This window comes from Corynebacterium sp. LK31 (genome assembly GCF_014335015.1).
GTDB lineage: Bacteria > Actinomycetota > Actinomycetes > Mycobacteriales > Mycobacteriaceae > Corynebacterium > Corynebacterium jeikeium_D.
The window spans coordinates 1-16,516 of the sequence record NZ_PDGW01000013.1 but is presented as its reverse complement, the minus strand read 5'-3'; the positions used below and the strand labels follow the sequence as shown (position 1 = coordinate 16,516).

At 58.5% G+C, this 16,516-nt stretch carries 15 protein-coding genes; 9 read left to right on the top strand and 6 right to left on the bottom strand.

Annotation, left to right across the window (positions count from 1 at the left end):
* Positions 1-3: 3 nt before the first annotated feature.
* The 4 genes from trpB to pyk are packed head-to-tail and all read left to right on the top strand — an operon-like array spanning position 4 to position 4,453.
* Positions 4-1,293: a tryptophan synthase subunit beta gene (trpB, locus tag CRD18_RS05255; RefSeq protein ID WP_005510336.1), complete on the top strand. Its 1,290-nt coding sequence runs from the start codon at positions 4-6 to the stop codon at positions 1,291-1,293.
* Entirely contained in the window at positions 1,294-2,073 is a 780-nt protein-coding gene (gene trpA, locus CRD18_RS05250) for a tryptophan synthase subunit alpha (RefSeq protein ID WP_005510360.1), read from the top strand.
* Between the two features lie 7 nt (positions 2,074-2,080).
* Positions 2,081-3,004: a prolipoprotein diacylglyceryl transferase gene (lgt, locus tag CRD18_RS05245; protein ID WP_070545576.1), complete on the top strand. Its 924-nt coding sequence runs from the start codon at positions 2,081-2,083 to the stop codon at positions 3,002-3,004.
* A gap of 33 nt (positions 3,005-3,037) precedes the next feature.
* The gene (gene pyk, locus CRD18_RS05240) at positions 3,038-4,453 is read left to right on the top strand and encodes a pyruvate kinase (protein WP_016422938.1); all 1,416 of its coding nucleotides are present in this window, start codon (positions 3,038-3,040) and stop codon (positions 4,451-4,453) included.
* Positions 4,454-4,615: 162 nt separating this feature from the next.
* Here pyk and CRD18_RS05235 read toward each other — a convergent pair whose 3' ends face one another.
* Together CRD18_RS05235 and CRD18_RS05230 are read right to left on the bottom strand one after the other, a co-directional pair.
* On the bottom strand, positions 4,616-5,893 hold the full coding sequence (locus CRD18_RS05235) for an amidohydrolase (RefSeq protein WP_070545573.1): 1,278 nt from the start codon (positions 5,891-5,893) through the stop codon (positions 4,616-4,618).
* 43 nt (positions 5,894-5,936) lie between these two features.
* Positions 5,937-7,286 carry a DUF4921 family protein gene (locus CRD18_RS05230; RefSeq protein ID WP_070429591.1) on the bottom strand — a complete coding sequence of 450 codons (1,350 nt, stop codon included), beginning with the start codon at positions 7,284-7,286 and terminating at the stop codon, positions 5,937-5,939.
* 111 nt (positions 7,287-7,397) lie between these two features.
* On the opposite strand from CRD18_RS05230, the gene CRD18_RS05225 reads away from it, so the two are divergent.
* From CRD18_RS05225 to CRD18_RS05215, 3 genes are all read left to right on the top strand, one after another.
* Positions 7,398-7,781, top strand: a complete 384-nt coding sequence (locus CRD18_RS05225; RefSeq protein WP_049193965.1) for a hypothetical protein — start codon at positions 7,398-7,400, stop codon at positions 7,779-7,781.
* 255 nt (positions 7,782-8,036) lie between these two features.
* A complete protein-coding gene (gene gdhA, locus CRD18_RS05220; protein ID WP_069359159.1) occupies positions 8,037-9,380 on the top strand; it encodes an NADP-specific glutamate dehydrogenase in 1,344 nt (447 codons plus the stop codon).
* A gap of 85 nt (positions 9,381-9,465) precedes the next feature.
* Positions 9,466-10,227: a sulfite exporter TauE/SafE family protein gene (locus tag CRD18_RS05215; protein WP_070652782.1), complete on the top strand. Its 762-nt coding sequence runs from the start codon at positions 9,466-9,468 to the stop codon at positions 10,225-10,227.
* Between the two features lie 34 nt (positions 10,228-10,261).
* On the opposite strand, the gene ehuA is transcribed toward CRD18_RS05215, so the two are convergent.
* From ehuA to CRD18_RS05195, 4 genes are all read right to left on the bottom strand, one after another.
* Positions 10,262-11,035 carry an ectoine/hydroxyectoine ABC transporter ATP-binding protein EhuA gene (gene ehuA / locus CRD18_RS05210; protein WP_115598647.1) on the bottom strand — a complete coding sequence of 258 codons (774 nt, stop codon included), beginning with the start codon at positions 11,033-11,035 and terminating at the stop codon, positions 10,262-10,264.
* Positions 11,036-11,953 carry an amino acid ABC transporter permease gene (locus CRD18_RS05205; protein WP_370551012.1) on the bottom strand — a complete coding sequence of 306 codons (918 nt, stop codon included), beginning with the start codon at positions 11,951-11,953 and terminating at the stop codon, positions 11,036-11,038.
* Between the two features lie 63 nt (positions 11,954-12,016).
* Positions 12,017-12,910 carry an ABC transporter substrate-binding protein gene (locus tag CRD18_RS05200; RefSeq protein WP_187406574.1) on the bottom strand — a complete coding sequence of 298 codons (894 nt, stop codon included), beginning with the start codon at positions 12,908-12,910 and terminating at the stop codon, positions 12,017-12,019.
* Between the two features lie 126 nt (positions 12,911-13,036).
* A complete protein-coding gene (locus CRD18_RS05195; RefSeq protein ID WP_187406573.1) occupies positions 13,037-14,356 on the bottom strand; it encodes an NADP-dependent malic enzyme in 1,320 nt (439 codons plus the stop codon).
* A gap of 756 nt (positions 14,357-15,112) precedes the next feature.
* On the opposite strand from CRD18_RS05195, the gene CRD18_RS05190 reads away from it, so the two are divergent.
* On the top strand, positions 15,113-15,871 hold the full coding sequence (locus tag CRD18_RS05190) for an Ltp family lipoprotein (RefSeq protein WP_083310804.1): 759 nt from the start codon (positions 15,113-15,115) through the stop codon (positions 15,869-15,871).
* 148 nt (positions 15,872-16,019) lie between these two features.
* Positions 16,020-16,193, top strand: coding sequence for a hypothetical protein (locus tag CRD18_RS05185; protein WP_168165341.1), 174 nt, complete (start codon positions 16,020-16,022; stop codon positions 16,191-16,193).
* Positions 16,194-16,516: the final 323 nt, after the last annotated feature.

Genomic DNA, 16,516 nt, shown 5'->3' with positions numbered 1-16,516 from the left:
ACTGTGAGTGACCAAGATTTCAAGAATCATGATGCCCGCGGTGACCGCCTGCCCACGATGGGTGAGGTAATCGCGGAGACAACGAACCACGAGTCAGATGCCATTGGGCACTGGGGTAAGTGGGGCGGCCAGTTTGTGCCGGAGGCGCTGATGGCCGTTATCGGTGAGGTCACCGATGGCTACGCGAAGGCCCGCGTTGATCAGGATTTTCTCGATGAGCTTGACCGGCTGCAGCGTACTTATGTCGGACGTCCCTCGCCGCTGTACTATGCGGAGAAGTTCTCCGCTGATATCGGCGCTGACGTCTGGCTTAAGCGCGAGGATTTGAACCACACCGGTAGCCACAAGATTAATAACGTCTTGGGTCAGGTTCTGCTTGCTAAGCGCATGGGTAAGAAGAACATTATTGCCGAGACCGGTGCCGGCCAGCACGGTGTCGCAACCGCGACTGCCTGTGCGCTGCTCGGCCTTAACTGCCGTATCTACATGGGCAAGGTCGACGCAATCCGCCAGCGCCTTAATATCGCTCGCATGCGTTTGCTTGGTGCCGAGGTTATCGAGGTCGAGATTGGCTCGAAGACTCTCAAAGACGCAATCAATGAGGCCATGCGTTTTTGGGTTTCACACGCCGATGACACCTACTACTGCTTCGGCACTGCAGCCGGTCCGCACCCGTTCCCAACAATGGTGCGCGACTTCCAGCGCATCATCAGCGCCGAGGCACGCCAGCAGATCCTCGCGGAAACCGGCTCGCTTCCCGACGCTGTCGTGGCCTGTGTCGGCGGCGGTTCTAATGCAATCGGCGCGTTCCACCACTTCATCGATGATGAATCGGTTCGCCTGATTGGCGCTGAAGCTGGCGGTGACGGTGTTGAGACCGGTCGCCATGCAGCACCGATTTCGGCCGCCGGTAATCCGGGTGTGTTCCAGGGCTCCTTCGCCGCCCTGATGCAGAACGAGGATGGCCAGATTACGGAGTCCCACTCGATTTCCGCCGGTCTGGATTACCCGGGCGTGGGGCCAGAGCACTCGTACCTGGCTGATATTGATCGCGCGTCCTACCTGCCGGTGACCGATACCCAGGCGATGCAGGCATTCCAGGATCTGACTCGGATGGAGGGCATCCTGCCCGCTATCGAGTCCGCACACGCGGTGGCTGCCGCCCGACTCATCAGCGGTGATCTAAATGAAGAGCTGGGCCGTAAGCCGCTGATTATCGTCAATGTTTCCGGTCGCGGTGACAAGGATGTCGACACCGCTGCTAAGTGGTTTGATCTGATGGAGGAGTCCTAAATGAGTCTGAGTGACGTCTTTGACAAGGTCCGTGAGGACAACCGCGCAGCATTTATCGGCTATTACCCAGCGGGTTTCCCGACCACCGATAAGTCGATTGAGAACATCAAGGCGATTGTCGACGCTGGCGCCGACATCATCGAGGTTGGCCTGCCTTTCTCCGACCCGATGATGGATGGCCCAACCATTCAGGATGCCGCCAACGTGGCTCTGGATGCGGGCTTCCGCACCCGTGAGATTATGCGCGTGGTCCGCGAAGTCACCGAGCACGGCGGTACCTGTGTGGTTATGAGCTACTGGAACCCGATTCTCCAGTATGGTCCGGAGCGTTTCGCCGAGGACTTGGCCGCCGCTGGTGGTCGTGGCACCATTATCCCGGATCTCATCCCGGAGGAGGCCGGCCAATGGCAGCGTGCAGCTGAGGCCAATGGTCTGTCCAACATCATGTTGGTGGCCCCGTCATCGACCAACGAGCGTCTGCAGCTAACTGCCACTGCGTCGACCGGCTTCGTCTACGCCACCAGCCACATGGGTGTCACAGGTGCCCAGGCCAGCGTCGACTCGGCCGCAGGCAAGTTGGTTGCCCGCACGCGCGAGGTCACCGATACACCGGTGTGCGTCGGTTTGGGGGTCTCCAATGGAGAACAGGCCGCGGAGATTGCCGAGTTTGCAGATGGCGTAATCGTTGGCTCGGCACTGATCAAGGCCGCGATGAAGAGCACCGATGACCTGGTAACGCTCGCCCGTGAACTCGCCGCGGGCGTACGAGGAGAGAGCTAGCGCATTTATGAGTTCCACCCTTGTTCTCGCCGAGACTGCAACCACGTATCTGGCCAACATTCCCTCTCCGCCGCAGGGGGTGTGGCAGTTAGGGCCGCTACCACTGCGCGGTTACGCGATTTCCATCTTGATTGGCGTACTCGTCGGCATTTACTGGATGCAGCGCCGCTACGCGGCCAGGGGTGGAGACCCGGAGTTGGTCCTCGACATTGCCATTGCGGTCATTCCTGCGGGCATTATCGGCGGCCGTCTCTACCACGTCGCCACCGACTGGGAGAAGTACTTCGGCCCCGGCGCCAATCCCGCCGATGCACTGAAAATCACCAATGGTGGCCTCGGCATCTGGGGAGCGGTGGCGCTGGGGGTGCTGGCCGCGTGGGCGGTCGCCAAGTGGCGGAAGGTACCGTTTGTGCCAGTTCTTGACGCGGCCGCACCCGCAATCATCCTTGGACAGGCGATTGGGCGTCTGGGCAATTGGTTCAACCAGGAACTCTACGGTGGCCCAACGTCACTTCCGTGGGGCCTGGAAATCTACCAACGAGTTGATGAGTTTGGACGGGTTGCCCCTGTCACCGGAACGTCGACAGGCGAAGTGCTGGCCGTGGTGCATCCAACGTTTCTCTACGAGATGGTGTGGAACGTCCTCGCCTGTCTGGTCATTGTGTGGGCGGACCGAAAGTTCAAGATGGGCGGAGGACGCGTCTTTGCGCTCTATGTCGCGGCCTACACTTTGGGGCGTTTCTTCATTGAACTCATGCGCGTCGATGACGCAACGCTGATATTCGGTGTGCGTATTAATAACATCACGTCGCTCGTGGTCTTTTTCTGCGCTGTCATTGCTTTGTGGATTCTGCGGTCCAAGAGCCGCGAAACCGCAGCTGAAGTCAGGGGAGAGCGCGAGGCTGCTGAAGCTCACAGTGCTTCCAACTGACGCATAGCCCGTTAAGGGACTAGGCTGGAGGCCGTGCTTAGACGAACGAAGATTGTATGTACCCTCGGTCCAGCAGTTGCTTCGCTGGAGGGGATTACCGGGCTGGTCAACGCCGGCATGGATGTTGCCCGCCTGAATTTCTCTCACGGTGAGCATGAGGACCACGCTCAGAACTACCACTGGGTGCGTGAAGCATCCGACGCTACGGGACATGCCGTCGGTATTCTCGCCGACTTGCAGGGACCAAAGATTCGCCTCGGTCGTTTTAAGGAAGGCTCGACGTATTGGGCTGACGGCGAGATTGTCCGCATCACCGTCGACGATGTCGAAGGCACGCACGACCGCGTCTCCACCACGTACAAGAATCTCGCTGACGATGCCCGTCCGGGCGATCGCCTGCTTGTCGACGATGGCAAGGTGGGCCTGGAGTGCATCGAGGTAGATGGCAACGATGTGGTGTGCCGTGTCATCGAGGGCGGTCCGGTCTCGAACAACAAGGGTGTTTCCCTGCCGGGGATGAACATCTCGGTGCCGGCTCTGTCAGAGAAGGATATCGCCGACCTGCGCTTCGCTCTGAAGCTGGGAGTCGACTTCATCGCGCTGTCCTTCGTCCGTTCGCCTTCCGACGTCGAACTGGTCCATGCGGTCATGGATGAGGTTGGCCGTCGTGTCCCGATTATCGCCAAGCTGGAGAAGCCAGAGGCAGTCGAGTCTCTCGAGGCCATCATCCTGGCTTTCGATGCCGTGATGGTCGCCCGTGGTGACCTTGGTGTTGAGGTGCCGTTGGAAGATGTTCCGCTGGTTCAGAAGCGCGCTATTCAGATTGCCCGCGAGAACGCCAAGCCGGTCATCGTCGCCACCCAGATGCTCGACTCCATGATTTCGAACTCGCGCCCGACTCGTGCGGAGGCCTCCGACGTGGCCAACGCTGTGCTCGATGGCGCAGATGCCGTGATGCTCTCGGGTGAGACCTCGGTTGGTAAGTACCCGCAGTCCACGGTTAAGACCATGGCTCGCATCGTCACCGCCGCTGAGCGCGAGGGGGAAGTTCCTGCGCTGACCCACATGCCTCGCACGAAGCGTGGTGTGATTTCCTACGCAGCTCGCGATATCGGTGAGCGCTTGAATGCCCGCGCTATGGTTGCTTTCACCACCTCGGGTGATACCGCTCGCCGTGTGGCACGCTTGCACTCTCGCCTGCCGCTGCTGGTATTCACTCCGAATCAGCAGGTTCGTTCGCAGCTTGCGCTGACGTGGGGTGCGGAGACCTTCTTGGTGCGCGAGGTTAACAGCACGGATGAGATCATGCAGGTCATCGATGAGCAGCTCTTGACCATGGAAAACTACAACGCTGGCGACACGCTGGTCGTTGTTGCTGGTACCCCTCCAGGAAATGAGGGCAATACCAACATGATTCACGTCCACGTTATTGGCGAGGACGCTCGCTAGCTCTCTGGCGCGTTAGGAAAAGCCGGTAAGCCCTTTTGGGGCTTACCGGCTTTTTGCTTGGAGCCTTTCGACCTGGGGGGTTAAGTAGCAAAACTGACAACCCGAAAACTGAGCTGTCTTTTTTGGCGCGGTGCGCGGTGGCAAGCGGCCGGCACGCAGCCCTTACTTTGCCAAGTAGGACAGTACGGCGGCAGCGGCGGCAGAAGTCGCGGAGGTAGCCGTCGGCTCGAAGTCCGGCAGGAATGTCGGCATGTGATTCGACGGTACGTCTTCGACCACGCGGTCGGCAGCAACGGCGGCTTCCCACGTATCCCGAGGTGTGGCGCCAACAGTCCAGTAGACATATGGGCAGTTCAGCCCACGCGGCAGGTCTGAGAAGTCCTCCGACGCGGTCCACGGCACAGCATCGGTGGAATCGTCGCCGAGCACAGCGTCCATGACCGGGCGAATCGTGGCAAACGCCTCCGGATCATTGTCAGTGACTTCGCCGTGATCGGAGTACTCAATCACAGGCTCAACCTCAGTGCCGGAAGCCAGGCACTCGCCACGAACAACGCGCTCAATGCCCGCAACGAGCTTCGCGCGCACATCGTTGGAGTAGTAGCGAATATTCAGCACAATCTTGGCCTGGCCGGGGATTGTGTTATTCGAATTGCCGGACTGCAGCGTGCCGACGGACAAAACACCAAACTCGTGGGGAGGAATCTCGCGCCCCACAATTCCTTGCAAGCGCAGAACGATTGCGGCAGCCAAGTACGTCGGGTCAATGGCGTTGTGCGGCATAGATCCATGTGCGGAGCGACCTGTCAGCGTGATGCTAATGGTGTCACAGCCAGCAAGTGCCGGGCCGGGCATGGTCATTACCTGACCTGCGGGGCCGGGAACAATGTGCTGGCCGAAGCACACATCTGGGGTGGGGATGAGGTCTGCCAGGCCGTCGTCAATCATAGCCTGTGCACCACAGGCTAGTTCCTCGGCGGGCTGGAACAGGGCAATGAAAGTACCCGACCACTCAGACTTAGTTGCTGCCATCAGGCTAGCCAGACCAAGACCGGCCGTCATGTGCATGTCATGGCCACAGGCGTGCATGACGGCGGTGGCAGAACCATCGCGGGCGGTACCGGTGGCAGAGGAAGCGAAATCCACACCTGTTTCCTCGAACACCGGAAGCGCATCGATATCAGCGCGGAACAGCACGGTAGGGCCGGGGCCATTTTCCATGACACCAACGAGGCCGTGACCACCGATTCCCTCATACACCGTGTAAGTGCCCATGTCGCGAAGAGCACCGGCCAGATACGCGGCAGTTTTCTCCTCCGCCTGAGATAGCTCCGGGTGCTGGTGCAGGTAACGGTAGATTTCCCACTGCCTGTCCAATGGCACTCGATGAGTGGCGATGAGGTCGCGAATGCGGCTCAGTCGTGCTTCATTGTTGCTCACCTGGATTAAGACTCCTAACTTCTCTCTACTCTGTGCCAGAGAACTACAGTCGCGACCCGTCTTCGACGAGCGGGTTGTACTTCAGCGAGTTTGGCTGGCACTGGCACTCGGTCGCAATGTGAATGCTGTCCGAAATCTTTCCGGTCTCCCGTAAACGGTACATCTCCGGGACAACGCGGTCGCGCAGATCCCATGGGGAGATGGTGTTCAGATAAATCTTGGTGCCACCTTCAAAACCGGCCAAATTTGAGGTGCGCCACTTAATCATTACGCGCCACGGCATGCGGGCATCCAAATCGACAGGGCGGTGGTGCCATTCCTCGTTACACGGAATGGTGGGCCCGGCAGCGGCATGACATGCGTGAATCAGGTCCGACATTGCGTCTATCTCAGCCCGGGTTTGCAGCCACGGTTCGCAGACATCCGACTTCGAGAAGATCTCCAGCGTCGGGTAGCGGTGTCCGAATCCTGCGAAAGCCACCGCGTGCTCGTTTTCCGCAATAACCAGGTTGTGGCGGGCCGCATAGTCCACTGCGTATTCGTTGTAGATATTCGGGTTCTTGCGCACCGCCTGCACTTCGCGCTTGAGCTGCTCGCCGTGCTCATCGATGGCCACAAGCTGCTTGTGCAAGTGATCGAAGCTTGCGCCTGCCGGTTTCAGCCAGTTTTGGAAAGCGGCCACATAACGCACGTAGCGGTTCCGTCGGTACAGGTCAGCAATCGACTCGACGGTAAACGCAATGAGTGCGCGGTGCTCGGCAACGCTCAATGTGCCAGAAGAAGCCAGCTGGTTATCGTGGGTAGCGGCGTCGACAAAGTGGCGACGGGCAACAATCACATCGTGGCCGCCGGCGAAATAGCTTGGGGCGCGGCGCAGCAATTCCTCGTCGGAAAGCGCGTTGATTTCCTCTTCACTGCGTCCAGCGGCGCGGTATCGCGTGCGAATGATGTTGAGCACGTGCTCGCGGCCCTTCGGGTCATCGAGGTAGGCCTCCATGCGTTGCTGAGTTTCGCGGTCGGGCTCGAAGCCGTAGTTTTCCGACCAATAGTCATAGGAGACGATCTCGAACAGGTTGGGCACGCGACGGAACTCCGCAGTGGTGTCGAAGAGCTGGTCGGGCAGTACTCCGGTCACCGTGCTGTAGCCGCCGAATACCGATTCGTCGAGGACAACACGGGCCTTCTCAGGCGGGGTTTGCAGCAGGTTGTTCCAGCCAAAGGAGTCGCGGGATCCAAAATCCTCCTCGCTCAATGGCTGCGGATCCGTGTGCTTAATTCCCAACGGCCGATTGCCACGACCTGGGACTGTCCACACCTGGGTACCGGAAAAAGGATTGACTTGCTTCACCGTGCCGTCGGCAAGCGTGATGAGGGGATTGCTGAAAGCCTGCATAAGTCCAACACTACGTCTTTGCTGCCGGTCGGCGCGCCAACGTAGGGGGACAGGGGCTTGACGACGGTTAGCTATTGTCTGGCCGTCTCGCGTGGCTTAGCCTGTGAAGTTATGTCGAAGATTGTTTTTCACTGCCTGGTGAAGCCGACCGAATCGGAGGCGCTGGCCGAGGCATTTCGTACCAAGTTGAGTGAGTTTGACCGCGCCGGGCGAGTTAGTGACGTGGATGTTTCGGTGGCGTCGGCGGACACGGACGCGCAGTTGGTGGAGCAGTGGGAGCGTGAGAACCCGAAGGAGCCGTTGGGGGATAGGAAGGTATTCCGTTATCTCTTGAGCTTCGATCAGCACGGTGGTTCTCTCAATGAACTCGCTATGGACCTCTCTGAGCTACTGACTCCGCGTGCAGAATTGCCCCCGGACCCAGTGCTGCGTGAGTTCGACGAAATGCTCGAATCTGTTGCGACGTATCCCTGGAATGTTGCCGTATTTAGGTAATTTCCTACCTAATTCGTGAAAAGTGTAAGCCTCCACAGAGTCAGTGATTGGCTTGGCCAACGGGTGTAGCGCAAATCGCTACGAGTTTTCCCAGCAATATGCCGTTGTATAATTATGTCCGCTTCAATATCTACAGTTGCCCAGTCCTTGTGCACACAACCTGTGCCACCGAGTTACGGCAACCGGGAAGTGGTCTACAACCGCTGACGGTTTGTTCTTCGTGGGCGCCATAATGGTTTCGCAGAGAGGTTTATTTTGAATATCGAGCAGAAGGTTTCGGGACTCTATGACCAGATTCTCACCCGAAACGCCGGTGAGCCGGAGTTCCACCAGGCAGTGGCAGAAGTTCTGGAGTCGCTGAAGGTCGTCCTGGAAAAGGACCCGCACTATGGTGACTACGGCTTGGTTCAGCGTCTGTGTGAGCCGGAGCGTCAGATTATTTTCCGCGTGCCGTGGGTCGATGACCAGGGGCAGGTCCAGGTCAACCGTGGCTTCCGTGTTCAGTTCAACTCTGTGCTGGGCCCGTACAAGGGCGGTCTGCGCTTCCACCCGAGCGTGAACCTCGGCATCATTAAGTTCCTGGGCTTCGAGCAGATCTTCAAGAACTCCCTGACCGGCCTGCCGATCGGTGGCGGCAAGGGTGGCTCCGACTTTGATCCGAAGGGCAAGTCCGAGCTGGAAATCATGCGCTTCTGCCAGTCGTTCATGACTGAGCTGCACCGCCACATCGGTGAGTACCGTGACGTCCCGGCCGGTGACATCGGCGTCGGTGGCCGCGAGATTGGCTACCTGTTCGGTCAGTACCGCCGTATGGCCAACCAGCACGAGTCCGGCGTTCTCACCGGTAAGGGCCTGACCTGGGGCGGTTCCCTGGTTCGTACCGAGGCCACCGGTTACGGCTGTGTCTACTTCACTGAAGAGATGATGAAGGCCAACGGTGCTGACATCAACGGTGCCAAGGTCATCGTTTCCGGTTCCGGTAACGTCGCCATCTACGCCATTAAGAAGGCTCAGGAGCTCGGCGCTACCGTCGTCGGTTTCTCTGACTCTTCCGGTTACGTCTCCACCCCGAACGGTGTCGACGTCGAGCTGCTGAAGGAAATCAAGGAAGTTCGTCGTGCTCGCGTCTCCGAGTACGTCGCTGAGGCTGAGGGCGCTGAGTTCCACGAGGGTGGCAACATCTGGGAGCTCAAGGCTGATGTCGCACTGCCGTGTGCAACTCAGAATGAGCTCAATGGCGAGTCCGCCAAGCTGCTGGTCGACAACGGCTGCCGCTTCGTTGCTGAGGGCGCAAACATGCCGTCCACCCCGGAGGCTATCGAGGTCTTCAAGGCCAACGGTGTCCACTTTGCGCCGGGCAAGGCTGCCAATGCCGGTGGTGTTGCTACCTCCGCTCTGGAGATGCAGCAGAACGCTACCCGCGATTCCTGGTCCTTCTCCTACACCGATGAGCGCCTGAAGCGCATCATGACCAACATCTTCAAGAACTGCGAAACCACCGCCGCTGAGTACGATCACGAGGGTAACTACGTGCTCGGTGCCAACATCGCAGGCTTCAAGAAGGTCGCTAACGCAATGCTGGCTCAGGGCGTCATCTAGTCTGCTAACGTTTCCGCTTTACGACGGATCCTCGGCGACCCCGCCCGTCGAAAAGCCAAAAAGCCCACGCTGTAAACTCCCTCCTATGGAGTTATCAGTGTGGGCTTTTGTCTTTATCGTGGCAACGATTTTCATCGGGGCTCTGATGCAGCGAATAGCCGGTATGGGACTCGGACTGTTGGGAGGTCCGGTCCTCTCACTGGTTGCAGGTCCCGTAGCAGGAATTTTGATTATTAACGTGCTCGCATCGGTCAATGCGATCATGCAGACCATCTCGGTGCGAGAGAACGTCGATTGGAAGAAGTTCTGGCTGATTGGCCCGGTGATGGCCTTAGGTGCGCTGCCAGGCGCCTGGGTGGTTCACAACACGCCCAGTGGGCCGCTCCAGGTGTTGGTCGGTGGGCTCGTGCTACTCGCGCTGCTGGTGACATCGTTTATGCCTCAGCGCATGCGTGTCGACGGCCCACAGTACGCCGTCGCCTCTGGTGTTGCCGGCGGTTTTATGAATACCCTGGCCGGCATTGCAGGACCTGCCATTACCGTTTACGCGCAGGCTTCCCGTTGGCCAGCGCAGACCTTTGCGGCCACCCTGCAACCGCTCTTCTTTGTTTCCGGCGCGTTGTCCTTGCTGTTCAAGGAAGTCAGCGGTGACGTATCTGTCTTCGCCACCACACCGGTTGTGCTCTGGCCGCTGTGTTTGATTGCCATGATTGTGGGTATATTTTTGGGCACCCGCGTTTCTCGACGAGTGCCCATTGTGCAAGCCCGAAAGCTCGCGGTCATTCTGGCGACTACCGGCGCGGCAGTCACTATGTTTCGTGGAATCTCCGCAACTTTTGGCGCTTAGGCTTGCTGTTCCGCTTGCCAGCCTCTCCTTGCTGTTACTTCAACAGCGAAGACAGGAAGTTGCGGGTGCGCTCGTGCTGCGGATTACCCAGCACCTCATCCGGGGTGCCCTTTTCCACGACCACGCCGTCAGCCATAAACACGACCTGGTCGGCGACTTCACGGGCAAAGCCCATCTCGTGCGTCACGACGACCATGGTCATGCCCTTATCGGCCAGACCACGCATGACGTTGAGAACCTCACCGACGAGCTCGGGGTCAAGAGCGGAAGTCGGCTCATCGAAGAGCATTAGCTTCGGCTCCATGGCCAGGGCTCGAGCAATGGCAACACGCTGCTGCTGGCCGCCCGAGAGCTGAACAGGGTAGGCGTCGGCCTTGTGAGCCAGACCAACAGTCTCCAGCAGCTCCATGGCACGCTTTTCAGCCTGCTCCTGGGAGACACCCTTTACCAGCACTGGTGCCTCGGTGATATTTCCCAGCACCGTGCGGTGCGGGAACAGGTTGAAGTTCTGGAATACCATGCCAATGTCGCGACGCTGGCGCGCAGCTTCTGCGGCGGAGATTTCGTAGAGGCTACCGTTCTTTTCGCGGTAGCCAATCAGGGAACCATCGACGTAGAGACGGCCTGCATTGACCTTCTCCAGGTGGTTGATACAGCGCAGCAGTGTGGACTTGCCGGAGCCCGAAGGGCCAATGAGGCAGGTAACCGTACCGCGTGGAACCTCCAGGTCGATGCCCTTGAGGACCTCGAGACGGCCGAAGTTCTTTCGAACCCTTTGCGCCTCAACCATCAAATCTTTGGTAGTCATTTACTGCGGATCCTCTCGGTAGAAGTGCTCTTCGTCCTTATCGACAACGCGAGCATTTGCAAGCGGCACACCTTCGGCGTCGGCAAGCGCGGCCAGCTGGCGGGCGGTGAGCTGACGGGTAGCGCCGCGGGCGAAGTAGCGCTCAAGGTAGAACTGGCCGACCATCAGAATCGATGTGATGACCAAGTACCAGGTGGCGGCGACCAGCAGCATCGGCACCGGCAGGAATAGAGCATTGGCGATATCCGTGGAGCGGCCGTAGAGTTCCAGCGAGAACGGCACTGCGATGACCAGCGAAGTGGTCTTCAGCAGGGAGATGAACTCGTTGCCCGTCGGCGGGATGATGATGCGCATAGCCTGCGGCAGGATAGTGCGGCGGACGGTCTGCCACCAGCTCATACCCAATGCCTTCGATGCCTCGGTCTGCCCCTCTGGGACAGCTTGAATGCCGGCACGGACAATTTCAGCCATGTATGCGGACTCGTTCAAGCCGAGACCGACGAATGCCAGCACGAAGGTATTGGAGAGAATGGTGCTTAAATCAACCTCGGTCACGCCCAGGTCAATCGTCGAGTAGATAGTGCCGAGGAGACCCCAAAAGACCAGCTGCACGTAGACCGGCGTTCCTCGGAAAACCCACAGGTAGAACCAAGCAACTGTGGACAGCACGGGGTTTTCCGACATGCGGAGCACTGCGACGATGGCACCGCCGATGATGCCGATGAGCATGGCTAGGACCGTAAGAGCAATGGTCCAGCCAGCGGCAGCGGCGATTCGTGTGTCGAACAGGTACTGGAAGTAAACATCCCAGTGGTAGGCCTCATTGCGGGCGGCACCGATGATGAACCACAGGAAGAGCACCAGCAGCACTGCTGCGGTAATCCAGCGCCCCGGGTGTGGCAGCGGTTTGGCCTTAATTTCTTCGTTGAGTTCCGCCTGTGTGGCCTCGTAGCGGGCGCCAGACGCAGATGAGTCGCTCACTTAAAGTTCCTCTCCGTTAATAGTGGCGCGTTCCAAAGCACCGTCTTCCAAACCCCATGTGGTCAGGATTTCCTTGTACTGGCCGTTGTCGATGAGGTACTGCAGTGCCTGCTGCAGCACTGGGCCGAGTTCTGAATCCTTCGGAATAGCGAAGCCGAACGGGGCACCATCGTAGATATCTCCGGCAAGTTCGAGTTTGCCCTCGGAGCGATTGACCGCGTAGGCACTGACTGGTGAGTCAGCTGCCAGCGCGTCAGCACGCCCCAGCACCACGGTGGTAGCTGCGGTACCAGCATCCTGGTAGGCCAACTTGTTAATTGGTGGCAAACCACGATCCAGACAATCCTGATTCTTTACCGGCAGGTCCTCCATGTCAGCGACGGTGTTACGCTGAACGGCGACAAATTTGCCACAGTAGTTGTCGGAGCTGGCGTCGCTGCCCGGGCGACGTGCCCACTGCAGGCCGGTATCCAGATAGTCGACGAAGTCGTAAGTCTTGCGGCGCTCCTCGTTTGAGGTGAATCCGGATGCGCCAACATCGACTGCGCCGGCCGACAGGGCCGGCAGAATCAGTGCGAAATCCTGTTCTTGGATTTCAATCTTCAGGTCCAAGACACTGGCCATGGCTCGGATGAGATCGATGTCGAAGCCAATGATGGAACCGGCGGAATCCTTAAACTCTGCCGGGGCGAATGTTGGGTTGGTGCCGATGCGCAATACTTCGCGCTTACGAAGATCTGCTGGGACCTGTTTCGCCAGTTCGGGGACCGCTGCCGGTTTGATTTCTGACCAGCCCTCGGGGTTACCGCTTTCGTCATTGGTGACGCAGCCTGTAAGCCCTAAGAACAAGGTCGCAGTCAGCGTGGCAGCCGCCAATGCGATGGGTCTTTTCATATCTGAATATGTTACCTAGGCGCAGTAATACCTTAAATTCGGTACCCCTATTCAGCTGCGCCTTGGGCTGGTGCAGGAAAACCACACACTTTTCAGGCTTCCCAGAGGATAGGCAGTGTCGGTTTTCTAGTTAGCTTCAGCTGCGGCAAAGCCATTGCCAGTGACATCGAGCGCGCCGACCGCGCCGGAGGCCGGGTCGCTCAGCGCAGCATCGCGGACAGCCTTCGCCACGGCCGGCATGACGCGCGGGTCCAGCGCTGACGGAATAATGCGGTGGGCACTCAGGTCTTCTACGCCGACACTTGCAATGGCTTGGGTAGCGGCCAGCTTCATGGTCTCGGTGATGCGCTTGGCGCCCGCCTCCAGCGCGCCACGGAACAGGCCCGGGAAGGCCAGCACATTATTAATCTGGTTCGGGTGATCCGAGCGGCCGGTGGCCACGACGGCTCCGTACTTGCGGGCGACCTCCATCGGAATCTCCGGAATCGGGTTGGCCAGCGAGAATAGAATCGGGTCAGCGGCCATCTGGCTAATCGCATCCTCGCCGATACGGCCGGCAGAGACGCCGATGAACACGTTAGCGTCGACAAGCGCATCGTTGATCGAGCCGGTGATGCCGCGTGGGTTGGTCATGCCGGCGACCCACTGCTTGATGTCGCTCAGCGGCTCGCGGTTCGGGTGGATGATGCCGCGCGAATCGACGACGATGATGTCGGACACGCCAGCGGACAGCAGCATCTTTGTCGCAGCGACACCAGCGGCACCAGCGCCGGAGATGACCACGCGGAGATCCCGGAAGCTGCGGCCGGTCAGCTTGCAGGCGTTGATTAGTCCGGCGGCGATGACGATGGCGGTGCCGTGCTGGTCGTCGTGGAAAATGGGAATGTCGAGCTCTTGGTCGAGACGCTGCTCAATCTCGAAGCAGCGAGGCGCGGAGATGTCTTCGAGGTTCACGCCGCCAAACGATGGTGCCAGCGCCTTGACCGTCTGGATGATTTCCTCCGTGTCGAGGGTATCCAGGACGATTGGCACTGCGGAGATACCGGCGAACTGCTCGAAGAGTTGGGCCTTTCCTTCCATAACTGGCAGTGCAGCCTTGGGTCCGATGTCGCCAAGACCAAGCACTGCGGTGCCGTCGGAAACCACTGCGACGTTCTGGCCGGTCCAGGTGTAGGTGCGTGCCAGGGCCGGATCTTCGTGGATGGCCTCACAGACGCGGGCGACGCCTGGGGTGTAGCCGATGGAGAGGTCGCGAATCGTCTCGAGCTTCATGGTCGAGTGCGAGCGGAGCTTACCGCCGCGGTGTGCCTCGAAGATTTCCGCATCTGTGATGGACGACGGATCTGTGGGGGCGGTGTCCTCCGGCACGACGTGAAGCGGCGTCTTAGGGGAGTTCGCGTTCGCAGTGTGGTCGGAGGAGCTAGAGGAAGAATTCGCAGCAGGCATGATGACAGTCCAAAACGTGTTGAGTACTGAGTACTTTGTACTTTGAGAAAACTCGACCGCGGCGTGAGCTGCTGGTGGGCAGTGCGTAAAGCCGGGAGCAAAGCCTGGCAGGTGATACGTAGTGGTGTGCGTAAAACTAAACCAGTCTTGCCATACGGGATTGGTATCTCATTATATGGACGGTGGGGTGGAAAATAAAATCTTAGCGGTTGGGGGAGCGGGGATTTGGGAAGTGTCGTGGGGCTGGCGGCCGCGGGCGTGATGCCGGAACCCCGGCTTTTGCCGAGTTCGACGAGTCCTGCCATGGCATCGTTTGTGTTAAGGGCTACTCAGCTGCGTCGTTTGTGATGAAGGTGTGCATCGAGCTTGCTCGGAAGCATCTTTGTTAGGAAGTGCCTTCGGTGGGGTGTCTATGTGCTGTCGGGTTCCATATGGGCGGCTGTCGTTGGAGGGGCTCCATGCCTTGGCCGCTTTTGGCCTTCTATTGGTTTGGAAAATGTTGGCGATATTATTTGCCGATATTGAGTAAGCGCTGGCCGGGGTTGAAGGTTAGTTTTTAAAGAGATTAACCAGTTCCAAGCCCTGTTCTATGGGGTAGAGGCCTGGTTTTTTCTTACCTTCAGTGGTGCCTTATGGTTCGCGAATCGAAAATATTTGTGTAGTGCGGAAAGTTGAATCCGGAGTTCCTGGGATAGTTCCAACTGACGACAGAGAGCTGTTCGTTTATTGCAACTTCTACGCAGGAGGCTTCTTACGATGTCCGATTCCACTTTCCCCCAGAACCCGCAGAGTCCACAGAACCCGTATGGCTCCCAGAATCCGTACGGCTCCCAGAATCCGCAGGATTCGCTGGGGCAGCAGTCCTACCAGCACAGCCCGCAGGATCCGCTCGGCCAGCAGCCCTACCCGCAGGGTCCGTCGGCAGCGGGGCAGATGCCTCCGGCTCCGAAAGAAAAGAAGAAGGGTGGCTGCTTCAAATGGGGTGGTATTGCCGCGGGCGCTGTCGTGGTCCTCGCTGTGGCGGCCAGCTTGACTGGTGGCGGTGACACTGAGTCGGGTTCCGATTCTGAAGCTGCATCTCTCTTTGGTTCGGAGACTGCCGTTGCGGCTGATTCTGGGACTGTTGAGAATGCCGATTTCGCTGAGTCTTCCGAGGCAGGTGTAGATGAGCAGCAAGGTCAGACGGGGGAGCAGCAAAAGCAGGATGAGAAGGTCCCGACCGAATACAAGAATGCTCTCCGCAAGGCAGAGATTTACGCGAATCGCATGCACATGTCGAAGGCCGGTATTTATGATCAGCTGACCTCGGAGTATGGCGAGAAGTTCTCACCGGAGGCAGCCCAGTATGCAATGGATAACCTTGAAGCGGACTGGAATAAGAACGCACTGGAAAAGGCGAGAATCTATCAGGATTCGATGGCAATGTCCCCGGATGCTGTTTACGAGCAGCTGACGTCGGAATACGGCGAGCAGTTTACTCCGGAGGAAGCTCAGTACGCGGTGGATAACCTGTAGCAGCGGGCTTCGTTTGTTGATGACGCCAATTGGCCAGAGTCCAGTTGGATGCCTGCTGCAAAAGGACGGCTTCCGCTTCACCAGAATGCATTTGCTGCACACTGAACGGCTGTTGGTGAAGCGGAAATCGTCTTGGCCGTTTTAATGCGTGACCGGGCAGTTGAGCGAGTGTCTGCAGCACAACTTCGGCGCGGTACAGATCGTGCCGTTTATCAACCGCGCCCGTATCGGCGACCGCGGCGGCAAATCAGAAGTAACCGCGACACTGCGCCGCTACGCAGACGCAGCCACCTATCTTGCAGAAGACATCGCTGAGTTTTGAGTCTCCATCATAGAAGAGCAGCGGCAAGCTTTGTTGAGTGGGATGTCCGAGTACGTCGATGGCGATGAAGAAGTTTTCAGAGCGTATGCTCGCCTGTTGAAATCAACGGACTCAAAAGCCATGGAGTAGCCACATTCGCGGGGTGCGAGTCCCCGCCATGGCACTGCCCCGTTCACTCAATCGGTAGTGGCGGGGTTTTCTTATGCCCAAAAACAGATTCACCCAGGAGTTAACGCAGGATTCAGCAGGCAATACGTGGCTCTTTTTTGGCTCATTTTTGGTGCAAAATACCCGTGAAAGTACGTGAAAGTGCGTGAAAAAGA